Annotated in this window: 10 protein-coding genes and 1 tRNA gene; 7 read left to right on the forward strand and 4 right to left on the reverse strand. The window is 71.8% G+C overall.

The genetic code is table 11. The features are described from left to right. The first annotated feature begins 8 nt into the window (after positions 1-8). Both ACZ562_RS31840 and ACZ562_RS31845 read left to right on the forward strand, forming a co-directional pair. A complete protein-coding gene (locus tag ACZ562_RS31840; RefSeq protein ID WP_471186237.1) occupies positions 9-2492 on the forward strand; it encodes a phosphoribosyltransferase in 2484 nt (827 codons plus the stop codon). After that, positions 2492-3319: an HAD family hydrolase gene (locus ACZ562_RS31845; protein WP_471186240.1), complete on the forward strand. Its 828-nt coding sequence runs from the start codon at positions 2492-2494 to the stop codon at positions 3317-3319. Before ACZ562_RS31840 ends, ACZ562_RS31845 begins: the two co-directional genes overlap by 1 nt. 32 nt (positions 3320-3351) lie before the next feature. Here ACZ562_RS31845 and ACZ562_RS31850 read toward each other — a convergent pair whose 3' ends face one another. After that, positions 3352-3570: an FmdB family zinc ribbon protein gene (locus tag ACZ562_RS31850; protein WP_471186243.1), complete on the reverse strand. Its 219-nt coding sequence runs from the start codon at positions 3568-3570 to the stop codon at positions 3352-3354. 1103 nt (positions 3571-4673) lie between these two features. Here ACZ562_RS31850 and ACZ562_RS31855 point away from each other — a divergent pair. From ACZ562_RS31855 to ACZ562_RS31865, 3 genes are all read left to right on the forward strand, one after another. Beyond that, positions 4674-6896 carry a transglycosylase domain-containing protein gene (locus tag ACZ562_RS31855; protein WP_471186420.1) on the forward strand — a complete coding sequence of 741 codons (2223 nt, stop codon included), beginning with the start codon at positions 4674-4676 and terminating at the stop codon, positions 6894-6896. Between the two features lie 41 nt (positions 6897-6937). Next, a complete protein-coding gene (locus ACZ562_RS31860; RefSeq protein WP_471186245.1) occupies positions 6938-8236 on the forward strand; it encodes a polysaccharide deacetylase family protein in 1299 nt (432 codons plus the stop codon). A 113-nt stretch (positions 8237-8349) separates the two neighbouring features. Continuing rightward, positions 8350-9507, forward strand: coding sequence for an amidase domain-containing protein (locus tag ACZ562_RS31865; protein WP_471186248.1), 1158 nt, complete (start codon positions 8350-8352; stop codon positions 9505-9507). A 25-nt stretch (positions 9508-9532) separates the two neighbouring features. Here the strand turns inward: ACZ562_RS31865 and ACZ562_RS31870 are convergent, their stop codons facing one another. Further along, entirely contained in the window at positions 9533-10921 is a 1389-nt protein-coding gene (locus ACZ562_RS31870; RefSeq protein ID WP_471186251.1) for a hypothetical protein, read from the reverse strand. Positions 10922-11344: 423 nt separating this feature from the next. Here ACZ562_RS31870 and ACZ562_RS31875 point away from each other — a divergent pair. Next, positions 11345-11416 (forward strand) — tRNA-Val (locus tag ACZ562_RS31875). A gap of 56 nt (positions 11417-11472) precedes the next feature. Here the strand turns inward: ACZ562_RS31875 and ACZ562_RS31880 are convergent. Beyond that, on the reverse strand, positions 11473-11799 hold the full coding sequence (locus ACZ562_RS31880) for a hypothetical protein (protein WP_471186254.1): 327 nt from the start codon (positions 11797-11799) through the stop codon (positions 11473-11475). A 582-nt stretch (positions 11800-12381) separates the two neighbouring features. Then, entirely contained in the window at positions 12382-13287 is a 906-nt protein-coding gene (locus tag ACZ562_RS31885) for a ketopantoate reductase family protein (protein ID WP_471186256.1), read from the reverse strand. An 84-nt stretch (positions 13288-13371) separates the two neighbouring features. On the opposite strand from ACZ562_RS31885, the gene ACZ562_RS31890 reads away from it, so the two are divergent. Further along, entirely contained in the window at positions 13372-13602 is a 231-nt protein-coding gene (locus ACZ562_RS31890) for a DUF2277 domain-containing protein (RefSeq protein WP_471186258.1), read from the forward strand. The last annotated feature ends 34 nt before the right edge of the window (positions 13603-13636 follow it).

Genomic DNA, 13636 nt, shown 5'->3' on the forward strand with positions numbered 1-13636 from the left:
AGGGACGCATGAACAACGCAGTGAACAACGGGGTCTGGTCGGGCAGCTGGGTCGCCGAGCGGCTCGGTGTCGAACTCGCCGGGGACGGCAGGCTGACCGATCTACTGGGGCTTGCGCTGCGCCGCAACCCGAAGCGGGCGCATCTGCTCGTGTCGAACGTGCTCGGCAAGCACGTACCGCAGTCGCCGTCCGTCGTGTACGGCCACGGGTTCGCCCTCGGCCGACGGGTGCGCGAGCTGCTGGGCGCCGCGGAGGCGGGCAGGGCGGTCGTCGTGGGCTACGCGGAGACCGCCACCGGTCTCGGCCACTCGGTCGCCGACGGGCTGGGGCTCGCCCCCTACCTGCACTCCACCCGCCGCCCGGTCCCCGGTGTCGCGGCCGCGGGCGGCTTCGAGGAGTCCCACTCGCACGCCACCTCGCACCTGCTGCTGCCGGAGGACCCGGCGCTGCTGGTCGGGGACGGCCCGCTGGTCCTCGTCGACGACGAGTTCTCCACCGGGAACACGGTCCTGAACACCATCCGCGACCTGCACGAGCGCTACCCGCGCCGGCGGTACGTCGTGGTCGCCCTGGTCGACATGCGCTCGGCACAGGACACGGACCGGCTGGCGGACTTCGCGCGGGAGATCGGCGCCCGGGTGGACCTGGTCGCGGCCGCCTCGGGGAACGTACGGCTTCCGGAGGGGGTGCTGGAGAAGGGGCGGGAGCTGGTCGCCCGGCACGAGTCCCAGGAGGCGCCCGCCGAGCGGTCGTACGGCCGTGTCGCCCGCGTCGACCCGGGCTGGCCCCGCGGACTGCCCGACGGTGGCCGGCACGGGTTCACGCCCGCCCACCGCGCCCGGCTGGAGGGCGCCCTGCCCGCGATGGCCGCCCGGCTCGCCGAAGCCCTGCCCGAGGATGCCGGGCGGGTGCTCGTGCTCGGCTTCGAGGAGCTGATGTACGCGCCGCTGCGACTGGCCCGTGAACTGGAGCAGGCCGTGGGCGCCGAGGTGCGCTTCTCCACCACCACCCGCTCTCCCGTCCTCGCGGTCGACGACCCCGGCTACGCGATACGCAGCCGCATCGTCTTCCCGTCCCACGACGACCCGGCCGACGGGCCCGGCGAGCGCTACGCCTACAACGTCGCGGGCGCCGGCTTCGACGCCGTGGTCGCCGTCGTCGACTCGGTCGCAGACACCCCCGCACTGCACGCGCCGGACGGCCTGCTGTCCCAGCTCGCCGCGCACGTCCCGCACGTCCTGCTCGCGGTCCTCCCGTCCTACGTCCCCCAGCCCCTGTACGTACCCGAAAGGCCCTCCATGCTGCCCGAGCCCCTCCGCGGCCCCGCCTTCTCCTCGTATCCGCCCGAGGAGGTCGGCTGGCTGCTGCAGGACCTCTCGGACGTGACGCTGGAGGCGCCGACCGAGGAGCGCGAGGAGGCCATCCAGAGCGGCGGCGCGCACTACGCGGAGTCGCTGCCTGTGGAGTACCAGCCGAGCGAGCAGTACCAGGAGCTGTTCCAGGCGGCGCTGGCGGAGTCCGCGGCACGGCTCGCGCTGGCGGCCGGTGCCGTCACCGAGATCGTGCTTGCCGAACGCCCCCACTCTCGGCTTCGCTCGAGCGGGGGGACCCCCGTGCCCCGGCCCGTCCTGGTGTCCCTGGCCCGAGCGGGCACGCCCGTCGGCATCCTCATGCGCCGCTGGGCCCGGTTCCGGCACGGGCTGGACCTGCCGCACTACGCCGTGTCGATCGTGCGCGGCCGCGGCATCGACGCCAACGCGCTGCGCTGGCTGGCCGCCCACCACGAGCCGTCCGACGTCGTCTTCGTCGACGGCTGGACCGGCAAGGGCGCCATCACCCGCGAACTCGCCGACGCCCTAAAGGAGTTCGAGGCGTCAGAAGGCATCACCGGCTTCGACCCGGAGATCGCGGTGCTGGCCGATCCGGGCTCCTGCGTGCGGACGTACGGCACTCGGGAGGACTACCTCATCCCCTCGGCCTGCCTCAACTCGACCGTCTCGGGACTGATTTCGCGGACGGTGCTGCGCGCGGACCTCGTCGGCCCGAACGACTTCCACGGCGCGAAGTTCTACCGCGAACTCGCGGGCGCCGACGTGTCGGTGGACTTCCTGGACGCGGTGACCGCCCGCTTCCCCGAGGTCGCCGACGCCGTCGACGTGCAGGCCAAGGACCTGCTGTCCGGCGACCGCAGCCCGACCTGGGCGGGCTGGGCCGCAGTCGAGCGCATCAGCGAGGAGTACGGCATCCACGACGTGAACCTCGTCAAGCCCGGCGTCGGCGAGACCACCCGGGTGCTGCTGCGCCGGGTGCCGTGGAAGATCCTGGCGCGGGCCGGGGCGGGCGCCGACCTGGACCACGTACGCCTGCTCGCCGAGCAGAGAGGCGTACCGGTCGAGGAGGTAGACGAACTGCCCTACACCTGCGTGGGGTTGATCCACCCCAAGTACACGCGCGGTGCGACGGGCGCCGACGGCAAGGCGGTGACGGTCTGATGCCGGTGCTGGTGGCGAGCGACCTCGACCGTACGCTCATCTACTCGTCCGCGGCCCTCGCGCTGACCATGCCGGATGCGCGGGCGCCCCGGCTGCTGTGCGTCGAGGTGCACGAGAGCAGGCCGCTGTCGTACATGACCGAGACGGCCGCGGCACTGCTGACGGACCTCGGGGACGCGGCGGTGTTCGTGCCGACGACGACCCGCACCCGCAAGCAGTACCAGCGCATCAGCCTGCCGGGCCCCGCGCCGACGTACGCGATCTGCGCCAACGGCGGGCACCTGCTGGTCGACGGAGTGACCGACCAGGACTGGCACGCGTGCGTGAAGGCCCGGCTGGACGACGAGTGCGCGCCCCTCGCGGAGGTGCGCGACCACCTGATGGCGACGGCCGACCCGCTGTGGGTGCGCAAGCACCGGATCGCCGAGGACCTCTTCGCCTACCTCGTCGTCGAACGCGAGCTGCTGCCCGAGGAGTGGGTGAAGGAGCTCGCGGTGTGGGCGGAGAACCGCGGCTGGACCGTGTCGCTGCAGGGCCGCAAGATCTACGCCGTCCCGAAGCCGCTCACCAAGAGCGCGGCCCTGCACGAGGTCGCCCGCCGCACCGGCGCCGACCTCACGCTCGCCGCCGGAGACTCCCTCCTCGACGCCGACCTGCTGCTCGCGGCGGACCGGGGCTGGCGCCCGGGCCACGGCGAACTGGCCGACAGCGCCTGGACGGCACCGGCGATCAGCGCACTGCCGGAGCGGGGCGTGCTGGCCGGCGAGCGCATCCTGCGGGAGTTCCTCAGGGCGACGCGCGGCACGGCGCCGGGGAACGAAAGCTGAAGATCTTCTGAAGAAACGCGGCCGGCGGCGGGTCAGCCGCAGCAGCCGCCGCCGCAGCAGCCGCCCCCGCCGCCCGCGCGGGGCGCGGCTGCCGGGGCCTTCGCCGAGCCGCCCACGGCCACCGTCGACAGCAGCTTGACCGTGTCTGAGTGCCCGGAAGGGCAGGTCGCGGGGGCGGAGGACTCCGCCATCGGGCGGCTCAGTTCGAAGGTGTCGCCGCAGGTCCGGCACCGATACTCGTAGCGAGGCATGCGCTCAGGTTAGCGGGAGCCACAGGCTCGGAGAGTTGCGTGGCTCACAGCTTCCACTTCTGTCCGATCGCCTGTCGAACAATTCGAAAAAATCGCTGGTAATTTGTGGATGCCGCGAGGAGGCCGGAAGGCCGGGGAAATTGGGGGGCTTGCAGCCGAGACGTCGGCCGCCGCATCTACCCGCGCGAGCAACATTGTGTGCGGAGGGAGACGCAGGCGTGACCGAGGCAGGGCAGGGGGATGGCGTCGAGGAGGGCCGTGAGCCGGGCCCTCGGGATACGCCTTGGCGGGCCTGGCGCCGGCACAGGCAGGCCGAGGTCCGGGCCGAGGCGCCCGCGCAGGAGGCGGAGACGCCCCCGGCCGACGAGACCATGCAGCTGAACGTCGACTCGCTGCGCGCCGACCACATGCGGAACACCGACCGGGCCGCGAAGGCCGACCGGGCTGCGAAGGCCGACCGGGCTGCGAAGGCCGACCGGGCTGCGAAGGCCGACCGGGCTGCGAAGGCCGACGGGGTCGCGAAGGCCGACCGGACTCCTAGGGCCGAGCGGACCACCAGGGACGAGGGAGCTCCGAAGACCGGCGGGACGCCCGCGCCGGACCGGACGGCAAAGACCGGTGGGACGCCCGCGCCCGACCGGACGACCAGGCGCGACCGGGCCCCCAAGGCCCATCTGCCGGCCGACGAGACCATGCAGCTGAATGTCGACTCGCTGCGCGCCGACCACATGCCGAAGGCCGACCGGGAGGCGAACGCCGACCGGGCGGCGCAGGCTGAGCGGGCTTCCAGGGCCGATCGGGCGGCGCAGGCTGAGCGGGCTTCCAGGGCCGACCGCGCCGCCAAGGCCAAGCGGACTCCCAGGGCCGAGCGGGATCCGAAGACCGACGAGGCTCGAAGGACCGACCAGGCTCGGACGGCCAACTCGGCCCGGGAGACCAACTCGGCCCGGGAGACCAACCCGGCTCGGAACCCCGACCGGGCGCCGAAGACCGACCGGGCGCCGAAGACCGGCCGGGCGCCCAAGACCGACCGGACGCCCAAGTCCGCCCCGGCTCCCGACACCGCCCGGGCTCCCAAGGCCCACCCCCCGGCGGACGAGACCATGCAGCTCAAGGTCGACTCGCTGCGGGCCGACCCCGCTCTGAAGGCCGACCGGGCCGCGCAGGCCGGTCCGCCGGCGGACGAGACCATGCAGCTGAAGGTCGCCTCGCTGAGGGCCGACCACGCGTCGGCGGAGTCGCGGGCGGGCCGGTCGGAGATGCCCGCCCGGTCGGGCAGCCGTCGTAAGACGTCGCCCCCCGTGCTGGCCCGCGTCACTGTCGCCGCCGGCCCGCTTCTCGCCCCGGTCGCCGCCCGGCTGGCGCCGCTCGTCCAGGGGCTCGCGCCGTACGCGGGCAAGCTGCGGCCGCAGTACCCGCGTCCCGGCCGTACCGACTGGCGCCGCTGGATACCGTCCTGGCGGCAGACGGTGGGAGCCGCGCTGGCCTCCGTGGGACTGACCGGCCTGATGCTGGTCGTCGCCTACGCCGCCACCGACATACCGGAGAACCTGAACACCTACGCCACCCAGCAGGACAACGTCTTCTTCTGGTCCGACGGCACCCCGATGGCCCGCACCGGCTGGGTGCAGCGGCAGGCGATGCCGCTGAAGGACATCCCGGAGGACGTCCGCTGGGCGGTGCTGGCCGCGGAGAACGCGAGCTTCTACTCCGACCCGGGCATCTCCGTCAGCGGCATCGGCCGCGCCCTGTGGCGCACCGTGGGCGAGGGCGACACCCAGGGCGGCTCCACCATCACGCAGCAGTACGTGAAGAACGTCTACCTGAGTCAGGACCGCTCGGTCAGCCGCAAGTTCACCGAGGCGATGATCTCCCTCAAGCTCGACAACAAGATGAGCAAGGACAAGATCCTCGAGGGCTATCTCAACACCAGCTGGTTCGGCCGCGGCACCTACGGCATCCAGCGCGCCGCCCAGGCCTATTACGGCAAGGACGTGCGTGAACTCAACGCCAGCGAGGCCGCCTTCCTCGCCTCGCTGCTGAAGGGCGCCGGCCTCTACGACCCCGTGCTCAGCCCGGCGAACCGCGACCGGGCCGTGGAACGCTGGTCCTGGACCCTCGACCGCATGGTGGAGATCGGCAAGCTCTCGCGCGCGGAGCGCGCCAAGTACAAGACCTTCCCGGAGCCCCTCAAACAGTCCCGCACCTACGACACCGGCAAGCAGAGCGACTACCTGGTCGAACTCGCGGCGCAGTACGCCAAGAAGACCGCGCACATATCGGACAGGGAGTTCGACATGGGCGGTTACCAGATCTACACCACCTTCGACCGCACACGGGAGGCCGAGCTCACCGCCGCCGTGACCAAGGCGCGCAAGGTGGCCAGGAGGAACAGCCCGGCCAAGGCGAAGACCGTCCACTACGGAGCAGCCTCGGTGACCGCCGACGGCAAGATCCTCGCCGTCTACGGCGGACCGGACCACCGCACCCAGGGCTTCAACGAGTCCAACGCCACCACCGTCCCGGCGGGTTCGGCCTTCCTCCCCTTCGTGTACGCCGCCGGCCTGGAGCACGGGGTCACCAAGACCCGCGACGGGGGCGCGACGCCCGTCACCCCGGAGACCGTCTACAACGGCGACAACGCCATCCCGGTCACGACGCCCGAAGGTCCCTACTGGGACCGCAGCGGCAAGCAGGTCTCCGCCCACAACGACGGCGAGGAGTCGTGGGGGCCGATCAGTCTGCGCACGGCGCTCGCCCAGTCGGTGAACACGCCGTTCATGCAGCTCGGCATGGACACCGGCCTGTCCAACGTGCGCAAGACCGCCGAGGCGGCCGGCTTCCTCTCGTCCAGCTTCGGCCGTCAGGTGCCCGAGCTGTCCCTGGGCAGCGTCACGCCCAGCGCGCTGCGCATGGCGAGCGGCTACGCCACCTTCGACGCCGACGGCATGCACACCGAGCCGTACTCCGTCAGCCGGATCACCCGCAACGGCTCCAAGGTCGCGCTGGACCGGCTGAAGCCGAGCCGTGCGATGCGCCCGGAAACGGCCCGCCAGGTCAGCGAGGCGCTCACGGACTCGTTCCGCGGGGCCCATGCAGCCGACGCCACCGGCACGGCGACCGTGGCGGGCAAGGCCGGTACCACGCAGGACGACACGGCGGCCTGGTACGTCGGCACGGACAAGTCCGTGTCGACCGCCGTCGTCGTCTACCGCATCGACCTGTCCAAGAGCCTGGAACCCCTGCCGCTGAAAGGAGTCGCCGGCACGAACGCCACCGACGTCCCCTACGGAGTCTGGTTCAGAGCCATGAGCCCACTCGGCTGACCGCAGCGCACCCGCCACCCCCCTCGAAGAATGAGCCGCCCATGAAGCCCCGCACGCTTTCGGCATCCGGCCGCCGTCGGAGAGCCCGAGCATCCCGCCGTACCACCAAGCCCGGGTTCCTGACCCTGGCCGCCCTCCTCGTCGTGGCCTCGCTGGTCGGGGGCTATCTGGCCCTGAACCGCTCGGACACCACCACGCCGACCGCGTCCTCCGACGACCGTGAGCCCGGCAGGAACCCCTCGGCGGGGGCGAGCAAGGAACCCGAGTGGGACGGCGAGACGAAGGTGCTGGGGGACGGCTCCACGTCGTACACGGGCCTCCAGGAAGGCCAGTTGAAGCCCGAGCGGCTCAAACCGGGCGAGAAGCCGCCCCAGTTCGTCGTGTTCTCCTGGGACGGCGCGCTCGCGGGCGACGACAACCTCTTCTCGCACTACCGGGAGCTGGCCAGGGAGTACAACGCCCACATGACCTTCTTCCTCACGGGCATCTACGTGCTGCCCAAGAGTAAGAGGGACCTCTACCAGCCCCCGCAGCACCGCAAGGGCTCCGCGGCGATCAGTTTCCCCACCGACGAGCACATACGCACCACGCTGGAGCAGCTCGGCAAGGCGTGGGAGGACGGCAACGAGATCGGCACCCACTTCAACGGCCACTTTTGCGAGGCCAAGGGCGGCGGTGACTGGAGCGTCGAGGAGTGGAAGAGCGAGATCGACCAGTTCTACTCCTTCGTGGAGAACTGGAAGACCAACACCGGGTACGAGGACATCGATCCGCTGCCGTTCGACTTCAGGAAGGAGCTCACCGGCGGGCGCGCGCCCTGCCTGGAGGGCCAGAAGAACCTGCTGAAGGCCATCAAGAGCTACGGCTGGCGCTACGACGCCAGCTCCGCGGGTGACTTCCAGATCTGGCCGACGAAGAAGAACGGCGTCTGGGACTTCCCGCTGCAGATGCTCCCGTACGAGGGCGGCACGTACCAGGGCCTGTCCATGGACTTCAACTTCCTCTACAACCAGTCCGAGGGCGAGACCCACGGCGACCCGGCCAAGTACCCCGAGTGGCAGCAGCAGACCCTCGACACCTACATGGCCGGCTTCAACCGCGTGTACTACGGCAGCCGGGCCCCGCTGTTCATCGGCAACCACTTCGAGGACTGGAACGGCGGCATCTACATGAACGCCGTCGACCAGGTCATCAAGAGCGTGTGCACCAAGAAGGGCGTCAAGTGCGTGTCCTTCAAGGAACTCGCCGACTGGATGGACGTGCAGAAGCCGGAGACCCTGGAGCGGCTGCGCAGCCTGGACCCGGCACAGTCGCCGGACTGGTCGACGGTCGTGAAGTAACCAAACCTCAACCGCATCCCTCTTCACAACACGCACACAGGGCGTGCGAAGATTCGCTGCCCGGCTTTCCCCAGTGCCGGGGCAGAGGGGAATCTTCAGTGAAGTCAAGGAAATTGAGCCGCACTCGGCGCCGCGCCACCATATTCGGCGCGGCGGCCGCTTCGGTCGTTGCGGGAGCGGCGCTGCTGCCCAACTGGAGCGCAGGCGCGGCCGTGGTCGACGACCCGACGGTGGACGCGCAGACCAAGGCCACCTTCCAGCGTCTGGCGGACGCGGTCTTCACCGACCGTACGGACGCCCTGGTGACCGGAGGGCAGGGCAACCGCGAGAAGCCGCTGACCGACGGCTTCGCCGGCGACGTCCGGCTGTCCTCCGGCGTGGCCCACAGCGAGGACACCGCGCTGTCCTCGCTCGACCAGCGCAAGAGCCGCCTCGCCAAGGCCGGCGAGAAGTACAGCAAGGCCAGCACCACCGTCACCCTGGACGCCACGCGCGTGACGGGCCGCACGGCCAAGGCCGCGGTCACCGAGACCACGACCCTGACCTACCAGAAGCTCCGCGGCGACGAGCCGAGGACCACCGGGTTCCAGGCCCACCACGAGCTGACGTTCACCGCCGACCGGCAGGGCAACTGGCAGCTGACCGGCGTCCGTGACACCGACGAGGGCATCGCGGTGAACACGCTCGCCAAGCCGTCCGTCACGGCCACCGCCGCCGACACCGACATGCCGGACGCCCCCCGCGCGGCGACCACTTGGCCGGCGCCCGCCAAGGCCAAGACCCTGACCGGCACCGCGCTGGACTACAGGGCCATGGCGACCTACGCGGAGAAGTACTGGAGCACGTACAACAAGGACTACCCGGACTACAACGGGCAGGGTGCCGGCGGCGACTGCACCAACTTCGTCAGCCAGTCCCTGAAGGCGGGCGGCTGGAAGCACGTGCCCGGCTACGTGTACGACTACACCAAGTGGTTCGGCGACGCGAGCATCCAGTCGCACTCGTTCGTCGGAGTCAACGAGTGGTCCTGGTTCGCCCAGAACTCCAAGCGGACCACCAGCCTCACCAACGTCTACCAGCTGGACGTCGGCGACGTGCTCCAGGTGGACTTCGACAAGGACGGGTCCAAGGACCACACGATGATCGTCACGTACCGCAGCCGGCGGGGCCTGCCGTACGTGACCTACCACTCCAACAACACCTTCCGCAGGTCGGTGGCGAGCATCGTCGCGTCGTACCCGAACGCGGCGTACTACGCCTACCGCACCTGACCGGTGCCGCGGGCGGGAGCCGGCCTCAGTGGCCGGCTCCCCGCTCCTCCCGGATCTGCGAGACCACCCGCGCCACCGTCTGCCGCACCGCCTCCGTCTCCGTGAGGAAGTGCCAGTAGTCGGGGTGGCGGCCCTCCTCCAGTGTGCCGATCGCGCGCTCCAGCCGGGCGACCGCCTCGTCCAGCGGGCCCGCGTGCCGCGGATCGGGCGTGTTGCGGCCGGTCATGGCCAGCCGCTGCGCGTCCCGGATCGCGAACCGGGTCCGGTCGATCTCCTGCCGCGGATCCTTCTGCACGGCGTTGAGCCGCCGCAGCCGGTCCCCGGCCGCCGACACGGACTCGTCGGTCGTGTTCAGCAGCGCCCGCACCGTGGACAGCAGCGCGGTCGCGTCCGGCCAGCGCTGCGCGTCCCGCGCCGCCTGCGCCTCCTTCAGCTTCAGCTCGGCCTGCCGTACGTTCTCCGCGGCCTGCTCCGGCACATGCTGGAGGTCCTGCCAGCAGGCGGCCGTGAAACGCCGCCGCAGCTCGCTCAGCACGGGCTCGACCTGACCCGCGCGGGTGGTCAGTGCCTCGGCGCGGGTGCGCAGCGAGACGAGCCGGTGGTCGGTCTCCGCCGCCCGCTCCGGCAGCCGCTCGGCCTCCGCCCGGACCGCCCCGGCCTCCCGGGCCACCCGCTCGGCACGCTCCAGCGTCTGCGGCACGCCGTGCTGCCCGGCGCCCTGGTTGAGCTTGGTGAGCTCCGGCCCGAGGGCGGCGAGGCGGGCGGCGAGGTCGTCCGCCTTCAGGCCCGAACCACGGACCGCGTCCAGGGCGTTCGAAGCGGCCAGCAGCCCCTGCCGGGCCCGCTCCACGGCGGGTGCCACCCGGGCCAGCTGCGTCTCGGCCTTGCCGAGCAGCGGCCCGAGCCCGTCTGCGAAGCGGTCCAGCTCCTGCTTGACACGGCCCAGCTCGTCCTTGGCGGTGGTCAGCTCCGCGCGGGCACGGGACGCGGCGTGCGCTTCCAGGTCGTCGCGGTCGAGATCGTGCGCGTCCACGGCGTTGATGTACTGGTGGCTGGCCTCGTCGATGCGTCTGCCGAGCGCCTCGAAGTCGGCGACCGCGCGCCGGGCGGCGGGGGAGTCGTCCACGGCCGTGATCGTCTCCACCGAGATCCGCAGATCGCGCTGGGCGGTGTCGAGCTCGTAGAACGCGGCCGCTGCGGCGTCCTTCGCGGCCTGCGCCTCGGCCCGCTGGCTCTCGGACCGCCCGCCGAACCAGCGCCGGGTGCCGCCGCCGGCGTACGCGGCGGGCAGCGCGAGCGCGGCGACGAGGGGCAGGCCGATCAGTATGAGGGTGTCGCGGAGCGCGTGACGCCCGGGACGGTGGTGTGCGCGCGGCACCAACGGCGAGTACGGCTGCGAAGGTGTCGCCGTCACATCCCTCTCCCGTGCTGTCATCCGTCCTGGCCGGTGCCCTTGTCATTCTCCCACCGGTTAAGGACGAACACACGGGTCGGTCAGTTCGCCGTCGGGACGGTGACTTTGCCGTCGCCGGTGTGCGCGGACACGAGGTACGAGCCGGCCTCGTCCCGCGGCACGGCACCGAGTTCGAGAACCGCCGCGCCCGCAGGCTCCCGTCCCCGTCCTCGGCCTTCACTGCGACGCCTCGCGGTACCTCGATACACGCTGATCGGGATGTTTGTCCTGCCTGGCGGAGGTGCCACGGGCGGTGCCGCCGGGAGCTACACCACGACAGCACCGGCGACGGCCACGGCGCGGCCCGCGAGACGGCTAGGGCGTGGCCCGCGATACGGGTTTGCAGGACAGGGGGCCGGGCAATGTAGGCTGTCGACTCGTCTCGGGTGCGTAGCTCAGGGGTAGAGCGCCTGCCTTACAAGCAGGATGTCGGCGGTTCGAAACCGTCCGCGCCCACACCGGCGGAAGACCCCGGCCGATCGCGGCCGGGGTCTTCCGCGTTCGGGCCGCCCTCAGGTCTCCCGCGCGTGCTTCAGCGTCATGCGGGCGTCGACGCGCTCCGTGGTCGCGGCCTCCGCCCAGAAGCGGTGTGTGCTGACGAAGACGGCGAGCTCGTGTTCCCGCTGCCGGAGCTTCTCGACCTCGGCCTGCTCGTCGGCCGTCCAGCCGGGGGAGGCGGGGCGTTCCACCTTGCGCCAGCCGTTGTCGTCGCTGAAGCCGTCCAGGGGCTCGACCGACCAGGGCAGCCGCTTGAGCAGGGCCGACAGCTCGGCCCGGACCTGATGCAGCTCCTCCTGACCGGCGAGGAGGTCACTCGGAAAGTCGTAGGTCGTAGCCACGGGGCAATGCTACGCCTGTTCGATTTTGGGCCGCGAGTTCCCGCCGGGTTCATGCGAAACGGTGAGCCCGCGGCGCGGGGCCGCACGGGGGAACGCGCCGCGTGGGTCCGTGACGGTGAGCGGTCCCGAGACGGAGGTGCAGCTGGTGACCCGGCATCGGCGGTATGTCGAGCCGAGGACAGGGGCGGATGTACCGGGTCGCGGCCGGCGGGCAGCGGGGAGACCGTCGGGTCGAGCGGGTTCTGGGGGGCGCGCGAGTGGCGGGGCGGGGAGGTTTGGGAGACCGGGTGGGGGATTCCTGCCGGTGTACCAGGGGCGGGGTCTCCCGGCCGAGGCCGCCCGTGCCGCCGGGGCCGGCGTGGAGGCGGCGCGGGCCGCCGGCGGGCGACGGTGTCCGCACGCGTTCCCGGAGGTGGACCACGCCGCCTCGAACAGGGTCTGCCGCCTGGCCGGGTTCACCCTGCCCGGCACGGTCGCTTCGCGTACCCCAAGGGGCACTGGATCACGTCCAGCGGCTGGCGGGTGGACCTGGCGGGCGGACCCGGCTGATGGAGTCGGCCGGGTCCGCCTCTCGTCGGGTCGTCAGTGAGCCGTTGCCCTCAACTCCCGTACCAGGCGCGCCGTAACCGGTACGGCTATGCCGTACCTGTCGGCCGCGCGCAGCAACGCGCCGCCGATCGCGTCGAGTTCGAGGGGACGGCCCGCCTCGGCGTCGCGCTGCATCGAGGACTTGGTGTGGGGCGGGAACGCGTCGTAGCGGGCGAGTGCCCGGGCCGGGTCGGCGGGGGCGCCGCACGCGGAGCTCACCGCGGCCGTCTCCGCCACCAGGGCCGCCAACTCCTCGCGGTGAAGCGTCCGTACGTCGCCCAGCGGGAGCCCGTGACGGGTGGTCAGCAGCGCGAAGGGTGCCAGGAAGGACATCTTCGCCCACAGGGCGGCGGTCTCGTCCGTCAGCACCCGGGTGGCGGGGCCGGCGGCCGTCAGAGCCTGTGCCAGGGCGTCGAGACGCTCGCGGGGGGCCGCGTCGGCCGTCAGGTCGACCTCGGCGAAGGGGCTGCCGTGTTCGATCATCCCCGGAGCCACGCGAGTCGACTCGACGCGGATGACGGCCGGGGCCACCCGGTCGGGGCGGTAGCGGGCGCGCAGGGCCGCCGGGTGCTCGACGCCGTTCAGGAGCGTTACGACCAGGCCGTCGCCCAGCGCAGACGGCGGGACGCGGTCCAGGGCGGCGTCGAGAGACGTCTGCTTGACCGTGACCAGGCAGGCGTCGACCGGTTCGCGCAGCTCGGTGCCGGCCTCGACGCGGGCCGTGAAGTCGCCGAACTGCCCGCTGCGGACGCGGATTCCGGACGTACGCAGTGTGTGTGCCGTCTCCTCCCCGGCCAGGCAGATCACCCGGTGGCCTGCCCGGGAGAGGAGGGCGGCGAGCAGGCCGCCCGTGCCGCCGGGCCCCAGTATCGCCACCGTGAGGGTGTCGTTCGAGGTCATGGGTTGGTTCCCTTCGTCGGTCGGCCCCGGGTCGGTGGCCGCCTCGGGATAGATCATCGCAAGGCGGGGTGTGAGACTGGAGGCATGTGCAGAAGCATCAAGACACTTCGTCCGCCCGTGTTGCCCGAGGAGGCGACGGAGGCGGAGATCAGGGCCGCTGCGCTGCAGTACGTGCGGAAGGTCTCCGGGTTCCGGGCGCCTGCCGCGCACAACCGGGAGGTCTTCGACCGTGCGGTGGATGTGATCGCAGAGGCCACCGCTGACCTGCTGGCGGGGCTGGAGGTGCGGGGGCAGGCGGCTCGGCGGGCCGGATAGCGGGCGGGGCCGGATCCGCCCGGCTGATTCGGGC

The sequence above is a fragment of the Streptomyces sp. NPDC040410 genome (assembly GCF_055595715.1).